General features: G+C 67.9%; 28 protein-coding genes. 16 read left to right on the forward strand and 12 right to left on the reverse strand.

Translation table 11 applies throughout. The features are described from left to right. The first annotated feature begins 1 nt into the window (after position 1). Genes sufD through RTM68_RS02390 form a run of 6 tightly spaced genes read left to right on the forward strand, consistent with a single transcriptional unit; the run spans position 2 to position 5,165 of the window. Entirely contained in the window at positions 2-1,207 is a 1,206-nt protein-coding gene (gene sufD / locus RTM68_RS02365) for a Fe-S cluster assembly protein SufD (protein WP_312167902.1), read from the forward strand. Further along, on the forward strand, positions 1,204-1,530 hold the full coding sequence (locus RTM68_RS02370) for a non-heme iron oxygenase ferredoxin subunit (RefSeq protein WP_194763276.1): 327 nt from the start codon (positions 1,204-1,206) through the stop codon (positions 1,528-1,530). Before sufD ends, RTM68_RS02370 begins: the two co-directional genes overlap by 4 nt. After that, positions 1,531-2,301, forward strand: a complete 771-nt coding sequence (sufC, locus tag RTM68_RS02375; protein WP_194763275.1) for a Fe-S cluster assembly ATPase SufC — start codon at positions 1,531-1,533, stop codon at positions 2,299-2,301. It abuts the gene before it with no gap. A gap of 10 nt (positions 2,302-2,311) precedes the next feature. Beyond that, entirely contained in the window at positions 2,312-2,641 is a 330-nt protein-coding gene (locus RTM68_RS02380; RefSeq protein ID WP_042537580.1) for a metal-sulfur cluster assembly factor, read from the forward strand. Between the two features lie 2 nt (positions 2,642-2,643). Further along, positions 2,644-3,798 (forward strand): aminotransferase class I/II-fold pyridoxal phosphate-dependent enzyme, encoded by a 1,155-nt coding sequence (locus tag RTM68_RS02385; RefSeq protein WP_312167905.1) that lies wholly within the window; start codon positions 2,644-2,646, stop codon positions 3,796-3,798. After that, entirely contained in the window at positions 3,795-5,165 is a 1,371-nt protein-coding gene (locus RTM68_RS02390) for an MFS transporter (RefSeq protein ID WP_312167907.1), read from the forward strand. The genes RTM68_RS02385 and RTM68_RS02390 overlap by 4 nt, the downstream gene beginning before the upstream one ends. Here the strand turns inward: RTM68_RS02390 and RTM68_RS02395 are convergent. Further along, entirely contained in the window at positions 5,128-5,727 is a 600-nt protein-coding gene (locus RTM68_RS02395) for a TetR family transcriptional regulator (protein ID WP_312167909.1), read from the reverse strand. The genes RTM68_RS02390 and RTM68_RS02395 overlap by 38 nt on opposite strands. A 55-nt stretch (positions 5,728-5,782) precedes the next feature. Between RTM68_RS02395 and RTM68_RS02400 the strand changes: the two genes are divergently transcribed. From RTM68_RS02400 to RTM68_RS02410, 3 genes are read left to right on the forward strand one after another with little or no spacing between them, the layout of a single operon-like run. Further along, positions 5,783-6,385, forward strand: coding sequence for a biotin transporter BioY (locus RTM68_RS02400; RefSeq protein WP_312167911.1), 603 nt, complete (start codon positions 5,783-5,785; stop codon positions 6,383-6,385). Beyond that, positions 6,375-7,067 carry an ABC transporter ATP-binding protein gene (locus tag RTM68_RS02405; protein WP_312167913.1) on the forward strand — a complete coding sequence of 231 codons (693 nt, stop codon included), beginning with the start codon at positions 6,375-6,377 and terminating at the stop codon, positions 7,065-7,067. The genes RTM68_RS02400 and RTM68_RS02405 overlap by 11 nt, the downstream gene beginning before the upstream one ends. Continuing rightward, positions 7,064-7,657: an energy-coupling factor transporter transmembrane component T gene (locus RTM68_RS02410; RefSeq protein WP_312167914.1), complete on the forward strand. Its 594-nt coding sequence runs from the start codon at positions 7,064-7,066 to the stop codon at positions 7,655-7,657. Before RTM68_RS02405 ends, RTM68_RS02410 begins: the two co-directional genes overlap by 4 nt. Here the strand turns inward: RTM68_RS02410 and RTM68_RS02415 are convergent. The 4 genes from RTM68_RS02415 to RTM68_RS02430 form a co-directional block, all read right to left on the reverse strand. Then, complete coding sequence (locus RTM68_RS02415; RefSeq protein WP_312167916.1) at positions 7,604-8,920, reverse strand: acyltransferase; 1,317 nt, start codon at positions 8,918-8,920, stop codon at positions 7,604-7,606. The genes RTM68_RS02410 and RTM68_RS02415 overlap by 54 nt on opposite strands. A gap of 106 nt (positions 8,921-9,026) precedes the next feature. After that, a complete protein-coding gene (locus RTM68_RS02420; protein ID WP_312167918.1) occupies positions 9,027-9,698 on the reverse strand; it encodes a response regulator transcription factor in 672 nt (223 codons plus the stop codon). Continuing rightward, on the reverse strand, positions 9,695-10,969 hold the full coding sequence (locus RTM68_RS02425; RefSeq protein WP_312167920.1) for a histidine kinase: 1,275 nt from the start codon (positions 10,967-10,969) through the stop codon (positions 9,695-9,697). The genes RTM68_RS02420 and RTM68_RS02425 overlap by 4 nt, the downstream gene beginning before the upstream one ends. A gap of 5 nt (positions 10,970-10,974) precedes the next feature. Next, a complete protein-coding gene (locus tag RTM68_RS02430; protein WP_312167922.1) occupies positions 10,975-11,595 on the reverse strand; it encodes a VTT domain-containing protein in 621 nt (206 codons plus the stop codon). Positions 11,596-11,706: 111 nt separating this feature from the next. Here RTM68_RS02430 and RTM68_RS02435 point away from each other — a divergent pair, with 111 nt between their 5' ends. From RTM68_RS02435 to RTM68_RS02450, 4 genes are all read left to right on the forward strand, one after another. Next, positions 11,707-12,024, forward strand: coding sequence for a CHY zinc finger protein (locus tag RTM68_RS02435; RefSeq protein ID WP_312167923.1), 318 nt, complete (start codon positions 11,707-11,709; stop codon positions 12,022-12,024). Positions 12,025-12,098: 74 nt separating this feature from the next. Then, entirely contained in the window at positions 12,099-13,697 is a 1,599-nt protein-coding gene (locus RTM68_RS02440; RefSeq protein WP_194763263.1) for an ABC-F family ATP-binding cassette domain-containing protein, read from the forward strand. A 31-nt stretch (positions 13,698-13,728) separates the two neighbouring features. Continuing rightward, positions 13,729-14,334, forward strand: a complete 606-nt coding sequence (locus RTM68_RS02445; RefSeq protein ID WP_396654174.1) for a pyridoxamine 5'-phosphate oxidase family protein — start codon at positions 13,729-13,731, stop codon at positions 14,332-14,334. 139 nt (positions 14,335-14,473) lie between these two features. Next, the gene (locus tag RTM68_RS02450) at positions 14,474-14,968 is read left to right on the forward strand and encodes an HAD family hydrolase (RefSeq protein WP_312167925.1); all 495 of its coding nucleotides are present in this window, start codon (positions 14,474-14,476) and stop codon (positions 14,966-14,968) included. A 3-nt stretch (positions 14,969-14,971) separates the two neighbouring features. Here the strand turns inward: RTM68_RS02450 and RTM68_RS02455 are convergent, their stop codons facing one another. The 4 genes from RTM68_RS02455 to RTM68_RS02470 are packed head-to-tail and all read right to left on the reverse strand — an operon-like array spanning position 14,972 to position 16,910. After that, entirely contained in the window at positions 14,972-15,784 is an 813-nt protein-coding gene (locus RTM68_RS02455; protein WP_312167926.1) for an SURF1 family protein, read from the reverse strand. Then, entirely contained in the window at positions 15,781-15,975 is a 195-nt protein-coding gene (locus tag RTM68_RS02460) for a hypothetical protein (protein WP_194763257.1), read from the reverse strand. Before RTM68_RS02460 ends, RTM68_RS02455 begins: the two co-directional genes overlap by 4 nt. Continuing rightward, positions 15,972-16,325: a DUF3099 domain-containing protein gene (locus tag RTM68_RS02465; RefSeq protein ID WP_312167927.1), complete on the reverse strand. Its 354-nt coding sequence runs from the start codon at positions 16,323-16,325 to the stop codon at positions 15,972-15,974. The genes RTM68_RS02460 and RTM68_RS02465 overlap by 4 nt, the downstream gene beginning before the upstream one ends. 51 nt (positions 16,326-16,376) lie before the next feature. Continuing rightward, complete coding sequence (locus RTM68_RS02470; protein ID WP_312167928.1) at positions 16,377-16,910, reverse strand: DUF4190 domain-containing protein; 534 nt, start codon at positions 16,908-16,910, stop codon at positions 16,377-16,379. A gap of 137 nt (positions 16,911-17,047) precedes the next feature. Between RTM68_RS02470 and RTM68_RS02475 the strand changes: the two genes are divergently transcribed. Then, positions 17,048-17,758, forward strand: coding sequence for a beta-ketoacyl-ACP reductase (locus RTM68_RS02475; protein WP_312167929.1), 711 nt, complete (start codon positions 17,048-17,050; stop codon positions 17,756-17,758). 34 nt (positions 17,759-17,792) lie between these two features. Here the strand turns inward: RTM68_RS02475 and RTM68_RS02480 are convergent, their stop codons facing one another. From RTM68_RS02480 to glgC, 3 genes are all read right to left on the reverse strand, one after another. Beyond that, positions 17,793-18,497: an alpha/beta hydrolase gene (locus tag RTM68_RS02480; protein ID WP_312167931.1), complete on the reverse strand. Its 705-nt coding sequence runs from the start codon at positions 18,495-18,497 to the stop codon at positions 17,793-17,795. Between the two features lie 33 nt (positions 18,498-18,530). Continuing rightward, positions 18,531-19,166 carry a phosphoserine phosphatase SerB gene (gene serB / locus RTM68_RS02485; protein WP_312167932.1) on the reverse strand — a complete coding sequence of 212 codons (636 nt, stop codon included), beginning with the start codon at positions 19,164-19,166 and terminating at the stop codon, positions 18,531-18,533. Positions 19,167-19,241: 75 nt separating this feature from the next. Further along, positions 19,242-20,483, reverse strand: coding sequence for a glucose-1-phosphate adenylyltransferase (gene glgC / locus RTM68_RS02490; RefSeq protein WP_312167934.1), 1,242 nt, complete (start codon positions 20,481-20,483; stop codon positions 19,242-19,244). Between the two features lie 69 nt (positions 20,484-20,552). Here glgC and glgA point away from each other — a divergent pair, with 69 nt between their 5' ends. Together glgA and RTM68_RS02500 are read left to right on the forward strand one after the other, a co-directional pair. Further along, positions 20,553-21,737 carry a glycogen synthase gene (gene glgA / locus RTM68_RS02495; RefSeq protein WP_312167936.1) on the forward strand — a complete coding sequence of 395 codons (1,185 nt, stop codon included), beginning with the start codon at positions 20,553-20,555 and terminating at the stop codon, positions 21,735-21,737. A gap of 17 nt (positions 21,738-21,754) precedes the next feature. Next, a complete protein-coding gene (locus tag RTM68_RS02500) occupies positions 21,755-22,540 on the forward strand; it encodes an ABC transporter ATP-binding protein (protein ID WP_194763250.1) in 786 nt (261 codons plus the stop codon). Positions 22,541-22,570 lie beyond the last annotated feature (30 nt).

The raw sequence follows: 22,570 nt of genomic DNA on the forward strand, positions 1-22,570 counted from the left end.
GATGACGGCCCAGACGACGACGCCGACGGCGTCGCATCATTCGAGCGCGCACATCGACCCGGCCGCGCAGGTCGCGGACGCCGGATTCGTTCCGGTGCAGACGCGTTCCGAGCGCCCGCATTCGTTCGAGCCGGCGGACTTCGGTGCGCCGACCGGCCGCGAGGTCAACTGGAAGCACACGCCCGTCGCGAAGCTCGCGCCCCTCTTCGAGGTCGCCGGCTCCGCTGAGGGCGTGAGCTACACGTTCGGCGCCGGACAGCAGTACGTGTCTGCCCCCCTGGCCGCCGGTGACGCACCCCGCGGTGAGGTCTTCCTCGCGGAGGACATCACCGCCGCCGTTGCATGGCAGGGGTCCGCCGAGGCACTGCACATCCGCATCCCGCGCGAAGAAGAGGTCGCCGAGCCGATCCTCGTCTCGATCGACGGACTCGGAGCAGAACTGCGCTCCGACGCCCACATCGTGATCGAGGCGCTCGAGCACAGCTCGGCCACCGTCGTGCTGCAGCACACCGGTGCCGCGCAGTACTCGCAGAACGTCGAGATCATCGTCCGTGACGGAGCGAAGCTCACCGTCATCAGCCTGCAGCAGTGGCAGGACGAGGCCGTGCACACCTCGGCTCACCAGGCTCGGGTCGACGCGGATGCCAATCTCAAGCACTTCGTCATCAGCTTCGGCGGCGGCGTCGTGCGGGTGAACCCGAGCGTCGAGCTCGCGGGCGCCGGTTCCGAGGGGTACCTCTACGGTCTGTCGTACGCCGACGCCGGGCAGCACCTCGAGAGCCAGGTCTACCTGCACCACAAGGGTCCGCACACCAAGGGTGACGTGCTCTACAAGGGTGCGCTCCAGGGCGAGGGCGCGCACAGCGTCTGGATCGGCGACGTGCTGATCGGCGCCGACGCGACGGGCACCGACTCGTACGAGGCGAACCGCAACCTGGTTCTCACCGAGGGCGCGCGCGCCGACTCGATCCCGAACCTCGAGATCGAGACCGGAGACATCCTCGGTGCCGGCCACGCGAGCGCGACCGGTCGTTTCGACGACGAGCAGCTGTTCTACCTGCAGGCTCGTGGCATCTCCGGAGAGGAAGCGCGCCGACTCGTCGTGCTCGGGTTCCTCACCGACATCGTCCAGCGCCTCGGAATCCCGGCGCTGGAGCAGGAGCTTCTCGCCGCGATCGAGACCGAGCTCGCCGAGGTGGATGCATGACCGCCGAGCGCGTCTGCGGTGTCGCCGAGCTCGAGCTCGACACCCCGATCCGGGTGGAGCCGAACGGCGTGCCGATCACCGTGATCAAGGACTCCGAGGGCGTCATCCACGCCATCGGAGACACCTGCACGCACGGCGACATCTCTCTCGCCGAGGGATTCGTCGAGGGTGACACGGTGGAGTGCTGGGCCCACGGCTCCGCGTTCTCGCTGCTCACCGGCAAGCCCCAGAATCTCCCCGCTTATGAGCCCGTTCCGGTCTACGTCGTCGAGATCGACGGCGACGACGTGCTCATCGACCCGACTGTGACGAAGGAAGTCTGAATGTCTGTTCTCGAAATCCGCGACCTGCACGTGACGGTCGAGACCGAGGCGGGGACCACCCCGATCCTCAACGGAATCACCCTCACCATGAACACCGGTGAGACCCACGCCATCATGGGCCCCAACGGCTCGGGCAAGTCGACCCTCGCGTACACGATCGCCGGTCACCCGAAGTACACGGTGACCTCCGGTTCGATCACGTTCGACGGCCAGGACGTGCTCGAGATGAGCGTCGACGAGCGTGCTCGCGCGGGCCTGTTCCTCGCGATGCAGTATCCCGTCGAGATCCCCGGCGTGACGGTGACGAACTTCCTCCGCACCGCCAAGACGGCGCTCGACGGCGAAGCCCCCGCGATCCGCGGCTGGACCAAGGACGTCAAGGCGGCCATGGCCAACCTGCGCATGGACCCGAAGTTCGCGCAGCGCAACGTCAACGAGGGCTTCTCCGGTGGTGAGAAGAAGCGTCACGAGATCCTCCAGCTCGAGGTGCTCAAGCCGCAGTTCGCGATCCTCGACGAGACCGACTCCGGCCTCGACGTCGACGCGCTGAAGATCGTCTCCGAGGGCGTCAACCGCGCCAAGGAGTCCACGGGCCTCGGTGTGCTGCTGATCACGCACTACACGCGCATCCTCCGCTACATCCGTCCCGACTTCGTGCACGTCGTCGTCGCCGGCAAGATCGTCGAAGAGGGCGGCCCCGAGCTCGCCGACCGGCTCGAGGACGAGGGATACGACCGTTTCCTCGACCCTGCAGCCCCCGTCGAGGCGTAGGCTGATTCGCATGACAGCCACCCTCACCGACGAGAAGTATGACGAGGTCACCGAGGCTCTCAAGGACGTCATGGACCCGGAGCTCGGGATCAACGTCGTCGACCTCGGCCTCATCTACGACCTCGCGTGGGATGACGAGAACGATGCTCTCGTCATCCACATGACGCTCACCAGCGCGGGCTGCCCCTTGACGGACGTGCTCGAAGACCAGACCGCACAGGCTCTGGACAGCGTCGTCGATCGCTTCCGCATCAACTGGGTGTGGATGCCGCCGTGGGGTCCGGAGAAGATCACCGACGACGGTCGCGACATGATGCGCGCACTCGGCTTCGCGATCTGAGGATGCTCGAGGTCACGGCTCTGCCTCTGGCGGAGCTCCGCGAACGAAGCAGCGAGAAGTGGCGGGAGTATCCGGCCGACGTGCTTCCGCTCTTCGTCGCGGAGACCGACTTCCCCCTCGCACCCGCGATCTCCGACGCCCTGCACCGCGCCGTCGAGGCCGGGGACACCGGGTACATCGCATCGCGAACGCCGCTGCCTTCGGTCTATGCCGATTTCGCCGAGCGGCGGTTCGGCTGGCACGTCGATCCGGCCCGCATGCGCAGCACCGCTGACGTCAGCATGGGGATCGTCGAGATCCTTCGCCGCGTGACGCAGCCGGGGGAGCGGGTCGTCGTCACGCCTCCGGTCTATCCGCCGTTCTACGACCTCGTCGCCGAGGCCGGTGCCGAGGTCGAGCGGGTGCCCCTGCGGGACACGGGATCGGCCTGGGAGCTCGATCTAGACGGCATCCGCGCAGCGTTCGCGGACGGTGCCACTGCGATGCTGCTCTGCAATCCGCACAACCCGACGGGCACGGTGCACGGTCGCAACTCGCTCGCGGCGCTGGCCGAGATCGCCGATGAGTTCGGAGTCGCGGTCATCTCCGACGAGATCCACGCTCCACTGGCGCAGCCCGGAGCAGGCTTCACTCCGTTCCTCGACGCGGGCGAGGCCGCCGAACGAGTGGGCTACGCCGTGGTGAGCGCGAGCAAGGCCTTCAACCTCGCCGGACTGAAGTGCGCGCTCATGGTCACGGCATCCGACGCCACGACGGCGCTCGTCCGAGGATTGCCGATCGAGGTCGAGTGGCGCACCGGTCAGTTCGGGCTCCTCGCCGCCGTCGCCGCGTTCTCGGAAGAGAGCGACGTGTGGCTCGATGGGCTGCTGCGCACTCTCGACGCGAATCGCGTCCTGCTCGAAGATCTTCTCGCGGCGAGACTGCCCGCAGCGCGTTACCGCATCCCCGACGCGGGATACCTGGCCTGGATCGATCTCTCCGGACTCGGATGGGGCGACAATCCCGCGCGACGGATCCTGAAGGATGCGAAGGTCGCGCTGCACTACGGGCCGGCATTCGGTGCGGAGGGCGCCGGGTATGTGCGCCTGAACTTCGGCACGAGTCCGGAGATCGTCACCGAAGCCGTCGAGCGCATCGCTTCGCTCGGGCATCGATGACCAATCCGCAGACGGTCCCATCGATCTGGGACCGGGAGCGGCTCTGGGTCACCGCGGGTGCCGTCGCACTGATCTTCCTCGCGGCGATCGAGGCACTCGCCGTCACGACGGTGATGCCCATCGTGAGCGACGCGCTCGACGGACGGGCGCTCTATGCCGTCGCGTTCGCCGGCACTCTGGCGACCAGCGTGATCGGCATGGTGGCGGCCGGGGCCTGGTCTGACGCCCGTGGTCCGCGGGGTGCGCTGTACGTCGCGGTGTCGCTGTTCATCGCCGGTCTGCTGCTGTCGGGTCTCGCGTTCTCGATGGATCAGTTCCTGATCGGTCGTCTCGTGCAGGGACTCGGCGCGGGCGGGCAGACCGTCGCTCTCTACGTGGTCGTCGCCCGGCTCTACCCGCCGCACCTGCACGGCCGCGTGTTCGCCGCGTTCGCAGCCGCCTGGGTCGTGCCTTCGATGATCGGGCCGTTCCTCGCGGGCGCGGTGGCCGAGTATCTCGATTGGCGCTGGGCGTTCCTCGGCGTCGCCGTGCTGACGGCGGCGGCCTTCCTGATGATCGCCGTGCGTCTGCGCGGCGTGGATCTGGGGCATGGTGAGCCGCAGGATCGGCGTGCGCTCGCCATCCGTCTGGTCCTCGCTGTCGTGGTCGCCGTCTTCGCCGTGCTGATCGGCTTGACCGCCGAGCTGGATGTGCGGCTCGCCTGGCCGATGGCGCTCGGGTCGGTGCTGGTGATCGCGTTCGCCGTGCTGCCGCTCCTGCCCCGACGCACGCTCCGCGCCGGTCGGGGCCTGCCCAGCGTCGTGCTGATGCGAGGGATCGCTGCCGGCGCTTTCTTCGCCTCCGAGGCGTACATCCCGTATCTGCTGATGGAGCGATTCGGCTTCACCGCGACCTGGGCGGGCATCGCGCTCATGCTGGCGGCCTTCGCCTGGGCAGGCGCCTCTCAGTTGCAGGGACGATTCGGAGAGCGTCTCGGCAACACGCGCATCACCCTCATCAGCCTGTCGCTGCTGCTCATCGCCGTGCTCTGCGTGCTCGTGGCTGCGGTGTGGGGCGTCTCACCGCTTCTCGTCGTGGTCGGATGGGCATTCGCCGGGGGTGGAATGGGACTGCTCTACCCGAGGCTCACGGTGCTCACCCTCGCGTACTCGAACGACGGGAATCAGGGCTTCAACTCGTCCGCTCTGTCGATCTCGGACTCCACCGGATCCGCCGTGGTGATCGCGTTGGCGGGGCTGGCCGTCGCGAGTCTCGGCGGCGAGGCGGATGCCTTCGGCGTGGTCTTCGCGTTCTGCCTCGGGCTGGTCCTGCTCGCGTTCGTGCCCGGCCTCAGGCTCGGTCACGCCGCGGAGTCGACGCCGCGCTGACCTCGTCGTCGATCGGAGCCCCCGCGAGCGCGGTGACGCCGAGATCGAAGACGCGGTCGAGTCCGGCGGTGATGTCGTGCGCTCCGTCGGCGCGGGCTGCGCCGTAGCTGTCGGCGTGCATGCGCTGCTGCACGAGTGTCGCGTGACCGAGCACGAAGTGCAGGAGTGCGGCTGCCCGCTCTTCGACGTCTGTGGCGCCCTGGCGATGCAGCGCTGACTCGAGCGCGGACTGAGCGTGCGACGAGCCGAGGCGAAGAGCATAGGTGCTCAGAACCAGCTCGGCCCCATCACGGTAGGTGAAAAGCGCATCGCGGATGCCGCGCGCGGTGGTCAGGAGATCGGCGTCATCGCGGGGGATCGTCGCGGTGATGCGGTCGGCGAGTTCTGCGAGCAGCTCCTGCTTGCTGGCGAAGTGCCAGTAGAGAGCGCTCGGCTGCACGGCGAGCTTCCCGGCGATCCGCCGCATCGACAGGTCGGCGAGGCCCACTTCGTCGAGGAGCAGCAGCGCCGCGCGAGCGACGCCGTCGCGGTCGTGTCTCGACGAGTTGGGATCCGGAACCATGTTCTCAGTATAGTGAACACCGTTCACGTGAACACTGTTCAGGAAGGAAGTTCGGATGGCTCTGCAGGAGACCAGGAAGCAGCGGGGAGACCTCGGCCGAGACCTTGCACGGGTCGCACTCCTCGCGGCACTCATCACCGTGCTCGGCACGGTCACCGTCCCGATCCCGGGTGGTGTGCCGATCACGGCGCAGACGCTCGGCGTGATGCTCGCCGGGGTGATTCTCGGTCCGCGGCTCGCACCGCTGTCGGTGCTGCTCGTGCTCGCACTCGCTGCGGTCGGACTGCCCGTGCTCGCGGGTGGACGGGGAGGCCTCGGGGTGTTCGTGGGGCCGACAGCCGGATACCTCGTCGGGTGGGTCGCCGGCGTCGTGGTCGTCGGACTGATCGTCCGCACCGGTCGCCTGACCTGGTGGCGGATCGTGCTCGCCACGGTGGTCGGAGGCATCCTCGTGGTGTACCTCTTCGGGATCCCGGTGCAGTCTCTCGTGCTGGGAGTCGACCTGCTGCCGACAGCTCTGTCGAGCCTCGTCTTCCTGCCGGGGGACCTGCTCAAGGCGGTCGCGGCGGCCGCGCTCGCCCTCGCGCTGAATCGCGCCTACCCGCGTGCGTTCGGAGATCGGATCACCCCCGTCGCCGCGTCGGCCCGTGCGGCCTGAGACGCAGACCTGCAGCGTCGCGCTCGACCGGGTGTCGGTGGAGCGCGACGGTCGGGTGATACTCCGCGACGTCAGTGTCGATCTCACGGCGTCGAGGATCGCGGTGATCGGGGCGAACGGATCGGGCAAGTCGACGTTCGCGCGTCTCCTCAACGGACTCGTGCTTCCGACCGCAGGACAGGTGCGCGTACACGGACTCGACACGCGGCGGGAGACCTCCGCTCTGCGCCGTCGTGTCGGCTTCGTGTTCACCGACCCGCAGTCGCAGATTCTCATGCCGACGCCCGCCGAAGACCTCGCTCTCTCGCTGCGCGGGTCGCCTCGCGCCGACGTGGAACGGCGAGTGGCTGCGGTGCTGGCCGAGCACGGCCTCGGCGAGCATGCGGATGTTCCGGCATCCGACCTCTCGGGCGGACAGAAGCAGATGCTGGCTCTGGCCTCGGTGCTCATCACGGAGCCGACGCTGATCGTCGCCGACGAGCCGACGACCCTGCTCGATCTGCGCAACGCGCGTCGCATCGCCGATCTGCTTCTCGCGGCACCCGCGCAGGTGATCCTCGTGACTCACGACCTCGATCTCGCCGCGCGATGCGATCACGCCCTGCTGTTCGAGGGTGGTGCGTTAGCGGCATCCGGTCGTCCGCAGGACGTCATCGCGCGATACCTGGCCTTGTGCACATGATCCAGCAGTACCGAGACGGAACGAGCATCGTGCATCGGATGGGGGCAGGCGTGAAGCTCGCGCTGCTCGCCGCACTGGCGCTCGTGCTGTCGGCCTATCCGCACGACGCGGGGAGCATCGCCGTCGCCCTGCTCGGCGTCGGTGGTCTGTATCTGCTCGCGCGCCTTCCGGTGCGCGCCCTCATCGCCGAGGTGTGGCGGTTGCGCTGGCTCGTGCTGATCCTCGGTGTCGCGCTGTGGTTCTTCGCGTCACCGCTCACCGCCTGGATCAGCGTCGCGCGCATCGTCGCTCTCGTGCTGCTCGCCTCGCTGCTGACGATCACGACGCGCATGGGAGACCTCCTCGCGGTGCTGTATCGAGGACTCGGTCCGCTGAGACGCGTGGGCGTCGATGTCGACGCCGTGGCGATGACGCTCTCGCTCGCACTGACGATGATCCCCGTCGTCGCGTCCTTCGCCGGTGCGGTGCGAGACGCCGAGCGGGCGCGGGGTGTTCGTCTCGGGGTGCGCGGCGTCGTGCCGCTCATGGTGCGGACGTTACGCCACGCGGACGACGTCGGCGACGCCCTCGCGGCCCGCGGACTGGTGTGAGCCACGGGCGAGGCGACGTGCGAAGAGGAGTCCGAGCACAGCGACACCGGCGGTCAGCACGCTCGTGCCGGCGACGAGCAGAAGCACGACCGCGAGCAGGCCGATCGTGACGGCAGCGGCGATGCGGCGACCTGAGCGCGAGAGCGTGGGCGCCGGGTGCGTCTCGATCGACGTGAGTGCGATCGCGACCACTGCCGTGAGCGCGAGCGCGGCCACGAGCCACAGCGGGCGGCTCAGCCACCACTCGAGGCTGCTCGGTTCGGGCAGAGGAAGGCCCGCGATCATCGCGGAGGCGGCCGAGCCGCCCGCCATCGCCAGCAGCACCGGCATGTGCCACAGGTAGACGGTCATCGTGCGCCGGTTCACGAACCTGCTGAAGGCCGCTGCCGCCGGGCGTCGGCTGACGTCCGAGATTCGGTCGCGCAGCAGCGAGACGGCGCACAGGTGCACGATGCCGACGAGGATCAGCGCGCACGTCGGTGGGTTGATGTTCGCGATGAGGTCGGGGGAGTAGACCCCGCTGAGGAATGTGGCGGTGAGCGCCGTCAGGGAGGCGGCCCCCACGATGCCGCGGATCCTGCGGCTGAGCCGATCGACGGTGCCGTCGGCGAGGAAGAATCCGACCTGCTGGAGTGCGAGCCAGACGAATGCGAGGTTCACGAAACCCAGGCCCTCGATACCCGTCTGTGCGCGGAGCGCGTCGATCCCCAGCGCGGCCAGCACGAGTGCGGCCAGCACGGTCTTGGGCATGCGGCCGTGCGCGTCGGCGAGGGCCGGAAGCAGTGCCTGGCAGAGCAGGAACACTCCCAGGAACCAGAGGGGCTGGCCGTAGCGGAAGCCCGCCGTCGCGACGATGTCGGCAGGGACACCGGCGAGGCTGAGCGCCGCCAGCGCGGCCCCCACGATGCCGACCACGACGGTCGCGGGGCGCAAGAGGCGGTGCACGCGGGAGGCGACGAAGGCGGATGCCGTGCCGCCACGCTCGGACTGGCGGCGGTATGCGATCAGCCCGGCGAAGCCGCCGATGATGAAGAAGAGCGGCATGACCTGCAGCATCCAGCTCACCGGAGTGATCCACCATGTGCCCTCGCTGGCGTTCGCGAACACCGGGCTGCCGTCGACGACCGTGACGCCCACCATGATCGCGTGCAGAAGCACGACACCGACCACGCAGAGGGCGCGGAGGAAGTCGATCCCGGTGTCACGGTCGCTCGACACCGAGGGGCGGTGAGCGGCAAGCGGGGGCGCGTCGACGACGGTCATTGGAGTCCTCCTCGGAAGTGGTGTCCGAGGAGCGTATGAACGCGGTGGCCTGCGAGGGATCACCCTGCAGGCTGGTTCGACCCCCTACCCAGGTGTGATCCCCGGGTCAGGAGGCGGGTTCGACCAGGCCGGCGTCGTACGCGAGGATCACCGCGTGCACGCGATCGCGAACCCCGAGCTTGGCGAGCACCTTGCCCACGTGCGTCTTGACCGTCTGCTCGGCGATGAAGAGGTCGCCGGCGATCTCACTGTTCGACCTGCCCTTGCCGATGAGCACCAGCACCTCGCGTTCGCGATCGGTCAGCTCGGCCAGCGCGGTCGCTGAGCGCGGCGCGCGTGGGCGGCGCCCGGCGAACTGCTCGATCATCCGTCTGGTCACACTGGGGGCGAGCAGCGCGTCGCCGCCCGCGACGACGCGCACGGCGTGCACCAGGTCTTCGGGAAGAGCATCCTTCAGCAGGAATCCGCTCGCGCCCGCCTCGAGCGCGTCGTAGACGTAGTCGTCGATGTCGAAGGTCGTGAGCATGAGGATGCGCGGGACGTGCGCGGCAGGGTAGTTCGGGCCGAGGATGCGTCGCGTGGCTTCGATGCCGTCGACCCCGGGCATCCTGACGTCCATCAGGATCACATCGGGATCGAGTCGAGCGGCGAGAGTCACCGCTTCGGCGCCGTCTGCCGCCTGCCCGGCGACGCGGATACCTTCGTGCGCATCCAGCAGGGCCGCGAAGCCGGCGCGGACCATCGCCTGGTCGTCGGCGATGAGCACGGTGATCGTCACGGGGTCTCCTCGATGGGGTGGGGATTCTCAGCGGAGTCGGTGGCAGCCGGTCGGCCAGTCGCGTCGATGAGCGGAAGGACGGCTGCGACCTCCCACCCGCCGTCTGAGGTCGGTCCGGCAGTGAAGGTTCCGCCGAGCAGTTCGACGCGCTCGCGCATGCCGCGGAGCCCATAGCCTCCACCGCCCGCCACGGGAGGGGCGGAGGCGCGTTCGTTGCGGATCCGGAGGCCGATCGCATCGGCATCCGCTCGCACCCGCAGGGTGACTGCGGCACCTGAGGCGTGTCTCACGGCATTGCTCAGCGCTTCCTGCGCGATGCGGAACGCCGCGATCTGCGCGGTCTGAGGCGCATCCGCCACGGAGCCCGTGATCTCGAGGCCCACCGTGACGCCCGCCCGCCTGATGCTGTCGACGAGGGCGGGGATGTCGGTGAGTCCCTGCTGGGGAGCGAGCTCGGCGGTCTGATCCTCTGTGCGCAGGACGCCGAGCATGCGACGCATCTCGGTGAGCGAGGAGCGTGCGGTGGCCGCGATGCTCTCGAACTCTGACACCTCGGCCTCGCCGATGTCGGGTAGCCGGTATCGCGCCGTCGAGGCCTGCACCTGGATCACCGACATGCTGTGGGCGATCACGTCATGAAGCTCGCGGGCGATGCGCGTGCGCTCCTCGACGAGAGCGCGGCGCGACTCCTCGAGTGCCGAATGCTCGCGCTCACGGGTGAGTTCAGCCGAGACACGCACCCGTCCGGCGACGAGGATCGCCACGAGATACATCGCGGTGGCGACGGAACTCGTCACGATGAGGTCGGCCGTGGCGCTGCCGGCTGTCGGAGCGGTCGCCACGGCCTCCGGTCGCAACAGCGGCGCCGTGAGTGAGAGAAGAACGCCGATGACGAGGAGGAAGGCGCCGAGTCGAGCGCCGTGTACGAAGGTCGTCACCCCGACGACGAGCACGAAGGTGAGGAGCGCGGGCACCGACCAGGGCCAGGGGGCTGTGGTCGCGAGCGTCGGATTCGCCAGCAGGGGGAGAGAGAATGCGGCGACGCTGAACATGGCGATGGCCAACCGCGGACGCGAGATCGCCAGCATCGGCGCCGCGCACAGTGCCGCTCCGAGGATGAACGCGAGAGGCAGCGGCGTGCCGTACAGGACGGTCTGGAGCGGCACCAGGATCGAGAAGAGCACGAGGCTGACAGCGCCGAGCGCCGCGAGCGCGAGAGTTCGGCGGCTGAAGCGGAGAGCGCGCTCGGGGCGCGGCCGACGACGTGCCATGACAGTCATCCTGCCAGTTGTGGAACGGGCACGCGTCGACGGCGAAGCGCGGTGACCCGATCGATGACGAGGCCGATGACGAGCGCGACCGCGATGCCGATTCCCGCGCTGACGAGCGGCTGGTCTCGGACCCACGAGCCGGCCAGGAGGCCGATCGCGAGGCTGAGCGCGCTCCAGCTGATCCCGGCCACGATGCTGAGGGGCACGAACCTGCGCCAGGGGAATCGCAGTGCGCCGGCCGACATGTTGACGGCGACGCGGCCGACCGGGATGTAGCGGGCGCCCAGGATGAGGGCGGCGCTGCGATTCGCGAGTGCGCGCTCTGCCTGGGCGAAGGCCCGCGCGATCCCCGGCCGACGCATCCATGCCCAGCGGGTGGTGCCCAGTCTGCGCCCGAGGGTGAACGCGATGTTGTCTCCGATCGTCGCGCCGAGGGCAGCGACGAGCCCCAGGGGCAGCAGCGCCCAGACGTCGCCGGTCGACGCCAGCACCGCCGCGGCGGCGACCAGCACCGTCTCGCTCGGAACCGGCGGGAAGAACCCATCGACGATCGTCACCGCCAGCAGCACGACGAACAGCCAGGGAGACGCGACGGTCTGCAGAATGAGCTCGTTGATAACATCCACCCGAGAAGGCTAGGAAGCAGGTGGCGGGTGGAGCATCACTCTGAGGTATCGACCGCATCCCTCTGGAGAGGGAGATCCGCCGGGCCCGCAGCTGCGGACGGCGGTGTCCTTGTGAGTGGGACGGCCGTTCACGGACTGCTCGTCGACGGTGAGACGCGCTGCGAGCACTACAGCGGGCCGCTCGATGTCATCGCCCTGCAGTTCGCCTGCTGTCGTGAGTGGTATCCGTGTCACCTGTGCCACCAGGAGGTCGCAGACCATGATGCGCGCCAGTGGTCGAAGGATGCGCGTTCGACGGAAGCAGTGCTCTGCGGTGTGTGCGGTGCGATGCTGACCATCGCCGACTACCTCGAGGTGTCCGCGTGCCCGACCTGCACCGCGGGGTTCAACCCGGGGTGCCGGCTGCACCACCGCCTCTACTTCGACTGAACACTCAGCCGAGCGATCTATACTGGGAGTTTGGCCGCTCGGCCGATTCCCCCTGAACGAACGGACATCCCGCTGTGCTTGCCGTGCACGAACTCGAGATCCGCGTGGGCGCACGCCTCCTGATGGAGAACGTGTCGTTCCGTGTGAGCGACGGAGACAAGATCGGTCTCGTCGGCCGCAACGGTGCAGGCAAGACCACGCTCACCAAGGTGCTCGCCGGCGATGTCCTCCCATCGGGTGGCAGTGTGACGCGTTCCGGTGAACTCGGCTACCTGCCGCAGGACCCCCGTTCGGGCAATCCCGAGGATCTGGCGCGCACGCGCATCCTCGACGCGCGCGGGCTCGGCCAGCTCAACCTCGGCATGTCCGAGGCAGCCCTGGCGATGGGATCCGACGATCCCGCGGTCGCCGACAAGGCGATGAAGCGCTACGCGCGCCTCACCGAGCAGTTCGAGGCGCAGGGCGGATACGCGGCCGAGGCCGAGGCCGCATCCATCGCCAACAACCTCTCACTGCCTGACCGCATCCTCGACCAGCCGCTGTCGACCCTGTCGGGTGGTCAGCGTCGTCGCATCGAGCTCGCGCGCATCCTCTTCTCCGACGCCGAGACGATGATCCTCGACGAGCCGACCAACCACCTCGACGCCGACAGTGTCGTGTGGCTGCGCGAGTTCCTCAAGAACTACAAGGGCGGGCTGATCGTGATCAGCCACGACGTCGAGCTCGTCGGCGAGACCGTGAACCGCGTGTTCTATCTCGACGCGAACCGTCAGATCATCGACACGTACAACATGAACTGGAAGAACTACCTGCGCCAGCGGGTGGCCGACGAGGAGCGCCGCAAGAAGGAGCGCGCCAACGCCGAGAAGAAGGCCACCACCCTGCAGTTGCAGGCGGCCCGATTCGGCGCCAAGGCCTCGAAGGCCGCAGCCGCGCACCAGATGATCGCTCGTGCCGAGAAGCTGCTCGCCGGACTCGACGACGTGCGTCAGGAAGACCGGGTCGCGAAGCTGCGCTTCCCGAAGCCCGCCCCGTGCGGCAAGACCCCGATGATGGCGACCGGACTCTCGAAGTCGTACGGTTCGCTCGAGATCTTCACCGACGTCGATCTCGCCATCGACCGCGGTTCCAAGGTCGTCGTGCTCGGACTCAACGGTGCGGGAAAGACGACCCTGCTGCGGATGCTCGCTGGCGTCGACAAGCCCGACACCGGCCAGCTCGAGCCCGGCCACGGACTCAAGGTCGGATATTACGCGCAGGAGCACGAGAACCTCGACGTCAACCGCTCGGTGCTCGAGAACATGGTGTCGGCCGCACCGCACATCACCGAGATGGAAGCACGCAAGGTGCTGGGTTCGTTTCTGTTCACGGGCGATGACGTGCTGAAGCCCGCCGGTGTGCTCTCGGGAGGCGAGAAGACACGGCTCTCTCTCGCGACGCTCGTCGTCTCGTCGGCCAACCTGCTGCTGCTCGACGAGCCCACGAACAACCTCGATCCTGCCTCGCGCGAAGAGATCCTCGGTGCGCTCGCGCATTACGAGGGCGCCGTCGTGCTCGTCTCGCACGACCCCGGGGCGGTGCAGTCGCTCAACCCCGAGCGCGTGCTGATCCTGCCCGACGGTGTCGAGGACATCTGGAGCCAGGAGTATCAGGACCTCATCGAACTCGCCTGACCGGGCCGACTCTCGTGGCATAGTCGATGACGTGACGCACGACGACCAGGACAACGATTCCGTCCCCATCAACGACTGGCTGAGGGGTCGGCATGCTCTCACCGGGAGCGCCCCGGAGTGGAACCTCAACGAGTTGCCCGTCGATCCGAACGACCTCTTCGCGTCGTGGCTTCGTGCCGCGGATGCAGCCGGGGTGCCGGAGCCGCATACCGTGACCCTCGCAACCGTCGATGCGGATGGATCGCCTGACGCTCGCACGCTCATCCTGAAGCGGATCGACGAACGCGGCTGGGCGTTCGCCAGCACACGGTCGTCCCGCAAGGGGGCGCAGCTCGCCGCCGCTCCGGCGGCGGCACTGAACTTCTGGTGGCAGCCGCAGGTGCGAGCGGTGCGGGTGCGCGGACGTGTGCAGGAGGCGACTGCCGAGGAAAGTGCGGCCGATCTCGCTGCGCGCTCCGCAGCCGCGCGGGCGGACATCGCTGATGGGGATTGGGTGCTGTGGCGCCTCGTGCCCACGCGGATCGAGTTCTGGCAGGGATCGAGGGACCGGCGTCACACACGCGTGGTCTACGACGCCGCCGATGCGGGGTGGACTGTGTCCGTCATCGGTGGTGCTGCTGATCGGGAATCGGCGTGATCCATGGAAGGGGCCCTTCCTGCGGCGCCGTCGCGGGTGCCCGTCTTCGTCGATGACTTCTCTCGCGGAGTCGACCCCCTGAAGTGGGTCGACCATTACCTTCCGCACTGGACCGTTCCGGAACGGTCTGCTGCACGATATGCGACCACCAGTTCCGGGCTGGAGTTGCGCATCGAGTCCGACCAGCGGCGCCGTCGCCCTCTACCTCGACCTGCTGGCAGAGCGTGCAGACGAGTCGCGTCTGCACACCAACGCACGACAGACGCTTGCGGAGGTCAGCAGCCTGGGGATTCGCCAGGTGCTGGCGTCGGCGACACTGCCGGACCTGCTTGAGGCGCAGATGGCTCCTCATGATCTGAAGGGAGCGTTCGAGGTCGTCCTCGGGATCGAAGACCCTTTTCGCGCATCGAAACGGGATGCGATCGCGCGATGGCTGGCGGCATCCGATCTGCCTGCAGAACAGGTGCTCCTCATCGGCGACACGAACCATGACTTCGAGATCGCGGAAGAGTTCGGAGCGTCGTTCCTCCACTTCAGTGGAGGCCACCAGGTGCACGGAGGACGGAGCCCGAGTATCTCCTCACTCGACCATCTGCCGCGTCTGCTCAGCGCCGTCCGCGCCGACATCCGTTAGGCGTCAGCGTGCGTCGAGCAGCTCGTCCTCGACATCGGCATCGCGGTCGCGGCGCCGGGACTTCTTGACCGGGGCTGGTACGCCCTCGAGCTCTTCACGGTGCTTGATGATCTCGGTGCGGATGATGTAACCGATGAAGATGAACCCCATCAGTGCGAACAGGATCCACTGGATCGCGTACGACAGGTGAGGTCCCGGATCGTCAGTGGGGGAGTCGAACCCGCCGAGCGCGACCTCTGGCGAAGGGCTCTCGCTGACGATCTGACCATACGCGCTCGTCACGACGTCTCCACCCACGATCGCCGCGATCGACGGGAGGTTGATGGTCGGCACCTGGCCCTCGGGTGCACCGCGCCCCGAGGCCGGCAGCTGCTCACCGGGTCGCAGACGCACGATGACCTCGACCTCGCCCTCGGGCGGCGCGGGCACGACATCCGGGGACTCGCCGTCTCCTGGCGGGACCCAGCCGCGGTCGACGATGACGATACGTCCGTCGGAATCGCGGAACGGCACCAGCACTTCGAACGCGCTCGTCCCGCCGTGCGGACGGTTTCTCACCAGCAGCTGCTGGTCGCTCAGGTACTCGCCGGTCAGCACGACCGGATGCCACACATCGCCGGGAGCGAGTTCGCCGTCCGAGCCGATCAACTCGGCGAGCGGCACGGGGTCGGCGTCGTAGTTCTTCTCGACCAGTTCGATCTGCTCGGCCCGCGACTCGTTGCGATCGAACTGCCACTGCGACAGGAAGGCGCAGCCGATGGCGAAGCCGATCGCGATCAGAACATAGACGGTCCAGCGGGTCAGGCGGGAACTCACGAAGGAACACCGTCTCTCACGGTCACGGGGAAGTCCCGGGCGGCCAGGTAGTCGCGGAGGAAGTCGACGTGCTCGGCGCAGGCGAGCCACACCTTCTCGCGATCAACGGAGTGGATGCGCGGATTCCTCCACACGACCTGGGCCGTCGCCGCGTTCCGGCAGCCGGCGCGCGAGCACTCCAGCTCGCTCACGCGTCGTCCCGGCCGCTCTCACGGATTCTGAAGACCTGAGGGTCTGACAGCGACGACGGCTCGTCAGCGACCACAGCGGGAGCTTCGAGCTCCTGCAACGGCGACTCCGCGGTCGTCTCAGTGCTGTCGCTCCCCGCGTTCGCGAACACGACGGCGATGTACGGCAGTACTGCAGCGGCCGCGGCGAAGACCCAGGTGTACCAGCCGTAGGGCTGCACGAACATCATGAGGGCGAAGCAGACGATACGGATGGTCATCGTCAGTGCATAGCGACGCACACGGTGGTCTGCCTCGGCCTGCGGCGACTGCGGCAGGGAGGTCACTGCAGGGACCAGGCGCTTGCTCTTCACGATGAGTCAAGCCTACGCCGCCTCAGCTCGAACGGCGCGCCGTTCGAGCCCTCAGCTGGCGAAGATGAACGGCAGAGCGAACGCCCCGAAGAACACGATGCTGATCAGCGTGATCGCCACGCTGAGCACCAGGAATGCCGTCATGACGTACCCCATGATCACGCCGGCGATGGCCATACCGCGACCGCCGAGGGAAGGATCCGCCTTGATCTGGCGAAGCGCCATGTGTCCGGTGATCACCGCGACGATCGACGCGAGCATGGGCAGGAACAGCCAGAACAGCACCACACCGGCGATGCCGCAGATGAGAGAGGTGACTGCGAGGCCGCTCGTCGGACGCGGCGCCGGCACGTACTGGCCCCCGTAGATCGGGTAGCCGGGCTGCTGCTGCTGCGAGGTCGCACCGTACGGCGGCTGAGAAGGAGCGTATCCATATGCCGGGGCAGCCGGCGGAGGGCTGTACGACGGAGCCGCACCCGGGTAGGCCTGCGTCGGCGCGGCGTCCACGCGCGGCGCGGGCGGAGCCGGAGGGATGGCCGAAGGCGGCGTCTCGCGCCAGGGAATGGGATTGCTGGTGTCGCTCACGTCATGCCTTTCGTCGCCCTCAGGGTTCCAGTGGCGGGCGGCATCTGTCAAACGTCGGAAGGAAGACGCGTCCGCATCATCGGTAGGATCGTTGACGACCCGGCCGCCGACCCCCGCGGGCCAGATCAGGAGTGGAAATGAGTTCTCAGCGCGTCGTCCTCGTCACCGGTGGAAACCGCGGCATCGGCCGTGCCATCGCCGAGCGTTTCGTGCGCGATGGCTACCGCGTCGCGGTGACCGCGCGCAGCGGCGAGGGCCCGGAGGGCACCTTGACGGTCCGTGCCGACGTCACGGATGCCGCTGCACTCGACGCCGCGTTCACCGAGGTCGAGCAGAAGCTCGGCCCCGTGGAGATCGTGGTCGCCAACGCCGGCATAACCAAGGACACCCTGCTGCTGCGCATGAGCGAAGACGACTTCGACAGCGTCGTCGCCACGAACCTCGGTGGCACGTTCCGTGTGGTCAAGCGTGCATCGAAGGGCATGCTTCGCGCGCGCTTCGGTCGCGTCATCCTCATCTCCAGTGTCGTCGGTCTCTACGGATCGGCGGGCCAGGTGAACTACTCGGCGTCGAAGAGCGCGCTCGTGGGCTTCGCCCGCTCTCTCACCCGCGAGCTCGGTGGGCGCGGGATCACCGCCAACGTCGTCGCCCCAGGATTCATCGAGACCGACATGACTGCTGAACTGCCCGAAGAGACGCAGAAGCAGTACAAGGCCAACATCCCCGCGGGCCGCTTCGCGACTCCCGATGAGGTGGCCGGTGTGGTCACCTGGTTGGCGAGCGATGAGTCGGGCTACATCTCGGGCGCCGTGATTCCCGTCGACGGCGGCCTCGGCATGGGGCACTGACAGTCGACAGACACACGGACGGAGCTCTGCGGGGTCACGACTTTCTGCGTGTCACGGCCGCGTCGATGAGCTCGGCCAGCCGATGAGGCACCGAGAACTGCGGCCAGTGGCCTGAGCCGATGCGCACCACCTCCGCCTCGGCGATGGCGCGGAATTCGTCCGCATAGGTTCCCCATTGATCGAGCTCGGACTCGAGCGTCTCGCGGTCGAGTCCGCCCATCAGCATCGTGACCGGCACGCGATGACGTGCGTCGTTGCGCAGATCGATCTCGTCAGTGGGAACACGAGCCGGAACGCTGTGCGTGAGCCGCGTCGTGCGTGCCCTCGTCTCGTCGTCGAGATCGTCGACGTCTTCGTCGGGGAAGAAGTCCCAGCCCGGAAACGGGATGACGCCCTCGACGACCTCGAACTCACTGATGCCGAATCCGGGTGGCGGCGGAACGGTGTCGACGAACACGACCCGCGACACGTCGTCGGGTCTCGCATCGGCGACACCCCAAGCGACGTTGCCGCCACCGCTGTGGCCGACGACCGCGACCGGTTTCGTGACGGTGTCGACCGCGGCGACTGCTGCTGCGACCCAGTCGGCGATGCCGATCTCGGATGATTCTGCAGCCGGGGCGCCCACGCCGGGCAGGGTCAGCGGATGCACGGTGTGACCGGCATGTTCGAGGTCGGCGGTGACGTCGCTCCAGCTGGATGCCTCGAGCCAGAGTCCGGGGATGAGGATGATGTCCATGCGCCCGACCATAGTCCGGGGCTCAGACATCCGTCAGGGGAGGAGCGCGATGACCTCGGAGAGATCCTGAGGGCCGACCACGAGGCTCGCGGCTGCCCGCACTGCGGGCTTGGCGTTGAAGGCGAGACCGAGACCCGCTGCCGCCATCATCTGCAGGTCGTTCGCGCCGTCGCCGATCGCGATCGTGGCGTGCCGGGGCACGCCGAGCTCATCAGCCCACTCGCAGAGCGATGTCGCTTTCGCAGCTGCGTCGACGATCTCGCCGTCGACGCGGCCGGTGAGCGCGCCGTCGACGACATCGAGTCGGTTCGCGCGCCAGCGGTCGACGCCCAGATCCGGAGCGACGTCATCGAGGATCTCGTGGAATCCGCCCGACACCACGCCGACCACGCCGCCGCGCTCGTGCACGGCCGCGGTGAGTTCGCGGACGCCGGGGGTCGGCTCGATGCGTGCGAGTACGCGCTCGAACGCGGTCACCGGGACGCCTTCGAGCGCGGCGACCCGTGACTTCAGACTGGTCGCGAAATCGATCTCTCCGCGCATCGCGGCCTCGGTGGCTGCCTGCACCTCGTCGCGGCGTCCGGCCTCGTCGGCGATCAACTCGATCACCTCATTGCGAATGAGGGTGGAGTCAGCATCGAGGACGACGAGGAAGCGCGCGGAGGTCACGGTCAGAGCCTACCGATCACAGCGTGCTGCGACGCACGCCCGGACACGCCAGGAGCTTCAGACGGCGTCGACGCGTCACCTTTCGATGAACAGTCCCTTGCCCACGACGGTGATGCCCGACTCCGTCACGGTGAATCCGCGTGCGAGATCTCGTTCGCGGTCGACGCCCACGGTCGCGCCGTCGGCGAGGACGACGTTCTTGTCGAGGATCGCGCGATGCACGCGGGAGCCTGCGCCGACCCGCACGCCGTCGAACACCACCGAGTCGGTGATCGTCGACCCGCCACCCGCGAGCGTCCACGGACCGACCACGCTGCGCTCGAGATGGGTGCCCGAGAGCACCGAGCCGAGCGAGACGATCGAATCGATCGCGTTGCCGATGCGCCCGACCGAATCGCGGACGAACTTCGCAGGCGGTGAGTTGACCGCCTGCGAGTGGATCGGCCACTCCATGTTGTAGAGGTTGAAGATCGGCAGCGTCGAGATCAGGTCCATGTGGGCGTCGAAGAAGGAATCGATCGTACCCACGTCACGCCAGTACGAGCGGTCACGCGGCGAGGAGCCGGGCACCTCGTTCTGCTTCATGTCGTAATACCCGGCCTCGCCTCGGTCGACGAAGTAGGGCACGATGTCGCCGCCCATGTCGTGGCCGGACGTCGGGGACTCTCCATCGGCCTCGACGGCGGCGATCAGTGCGTCGGCGTCGAAGATGTAGTTGCCCATCGAGGCGAGCACCTCGTGGGGGGAATCCTCGAGCCCGGCGGCATCCGTGGGCTTCTCGAGGAACTGCTTGATGCGGCCCGACTCGGTGTCGGCATCGATCACACCGAACTGCGATGCCATGGCGAGGGGCTGGCGGATGCCGGCCACGGTCGCCTTCGCGCCCGACGCGATGTGCGCATCGAGCATCTGTCGGAAGTCCATCCGGTAGACGTGATCCGCGCCGATCACGACGACGATGTCGGGCTTCTCGTCATTGATCAGGTTCATGCTCTGCAGGATCGCGTCGGCCGATCCCGAGAACCATCGCTTGCCGAGGCGCTGCTGTGCGGGTACCGACGTGACGTACGAGTCGAGCAGCGCCGACATGCGCCAGGTCTGCGAGATGTGCCGATCGAGGCTGTGTGACTTGTACTGGGTCAGGACCACGATCTGCCGAAGACCCGAGTTGATCAGATTCGAGATCGCGAAATCGATCAATCGGTACTGTCCGCCGAAGGGCACTGCCGGTTTGGCGCGATCGGCTGTGAGTGGCATGAGTCGCTTGCCCTCGCCGCCTGCGAGGATGATGCCGAAGATCTTCTTTGGTGCGGACATGCACCAACCATAGAGGCGAATCGGCCCGGCGAACTAGCATCTGGACAAGTGAGTCACTACCGTCTAGACATGCGCGTCGAGATGATCACGAAGGAATACCCGCCGGAGATCTACGGAGGTGCCGGAGTGCACGTCGCAGAGCTTGTCACGGCGCTGCGGCAGAATATCGATGTGCAGGTCAGGGCCTTCGGCTCACCTCGCGATGAGGCGGGCACTTTCGCGTATCAAACCCCCTCCGAACTCGCCTCCGCGAACGCCGCTCTGCAGACTCTCGGGACCGACCTCGAGATCGTCGCGGCCATCTCCGACGCCGACGTCGTGCACAGCCACACCTGGTACGCCAACTTCGCGGGGCACCTCGCGTCGCAGCTGCACGGCATCCCCCACGTGCTCACGGCGCACAGCCTCGAGCCGCTGCGTCCGTGGAAGGCCGAGCAGCTCGGTGGCGGATACGCGGTCTCGAGCGGCATCGAGAAGCTCGCCTATGAGAACGCCGCCGCGGTAATCGCGGTGAGTGCGGGGATGCGCGCCGACATCCTCCGAAGCTACCCGTCGGTCGACCCGGCGAAGGTTCGGGTGATCCACAACGGGATCGACGTGGAGCGCTGGCGCCCGGTGCAGAACCCTGCCTTCCTCGAGTCGGTGGGCATCGATCCCGCTCGGCCGTCGGTCGTCTTCGTCGGTCGGATCACCCGGCAGAAGGGTCTGCCGTACCTGCTGCAGGCAGCTCGTCTGTTGCCGCCCGAGGTGCAGCTCGTCCTGTGCGCCGGTGCGCCGGACACCCCCGAGATCATGGCCGAGGTGCAGGAGGGCGTGAAGCTGCTCCAGCAGACGCGCGACGGGGTCGTCTGGATCGAGCGGATGCTGCCGCGCGACGAGCTCTCGGCGATCCTCACCGCCGCGACCACGTTCGTGTGCCCCTCCGTCTACGAGCCGCTCGGCATCGTGAACCTCGAGGCGATGGCCTGCGGCGCCGCGGTGGTCGGAACGGCGACCGGCGGCATCCCCGAGGTCGTCGCCGACGGCGTGACCGGACGACTCGTGCCGATCGAGCAGCTGCAGGACGGCACGGGCACGCCGGTCGACCCTGAGCGATACATCGCCGACCTCGCCGCCGTATTGACCGAGGTGACCTCCGATCCGGAGCGCGCGCGGGCCTACGGCGAAGCGGGGCGGGAGCGCGCGAGGGACGAGTTCAGCTGGGGTGCGATCGCCGACACCACGCGCGCGCTGTACGCGGAGCTGACCGGCTGAGCCGATAGGCTGGACGCATGTCGAGCGCTCTGGAATTCACCGACGTCGTCGTGCGCCGTGAGGGCCGCAACATCATCGATCACGTGACCTGGCAGGTCGACGATGATCAGCGATGGGTGATCTTGGGGCCCAACGGCGCGGGAAAGACCACGCTGCTGCAACTGGCCGACACCCTCATGCACCCGACCTCCGGAACCGTGACGGTGCTGGGGGAGACCCTGGGGCGTACCGACGTGTTCGAGGTGCGTCCGCGCATCGGCTTCGCGTCGTCGGCGATGGCGAAGCGCGTGCCCCGCGACGAGACGGTCCTCAACACCGTCCTCACCGCCGCCTACTCGGTGCTGGGTCGATGGAACGAGAACTACGAGGACATCGACGAGCGCCGCGCGCTGCGCGTTCTCGGCGACTGGCGGCTCGACCACCTCGCGGATCGTACGTTCGGCACGCTGAGCGACGGTGAGCAGAAGCGCGTCCAGATCGCGCGAGCCGTGATGACCGACCCGGAGCTGCTTCTGCTCGACGAGCCGACGGCATCTCTCGACCTCGGGTCGCGGGAAGAGCTGCTGGCGCTTCTCAGCGGATACGCATCGTCGCCCACGACGCCGGCCATGCTCATGGTCACGCACCACGTCGAGGAGATCCCCGTCGGTTTCACTCACGTGCTTCTGATGCGCGAGGGCCGGATCGTCGCCGCGGGACCCGTCGCCGAGACCCTGACTGCCGAGACTCTGAGCGAGACGTTCGGCATGCCGATCACGCTGACCAGCGAGGACGGGCGCTACGCCGCGCGCGCAGCATCCTGACGACGATCTGATAGAATCGATCCTTGGTGC

It is taken from the genome of Microbacterium sp., from assembly GCF_031988965.1.
Classification (GTDB): domain Bacteria; phylum Actinomycetota; class Actinomycetes; order Actinomycetales; family Microbacteriaceae; genus Microbacterium.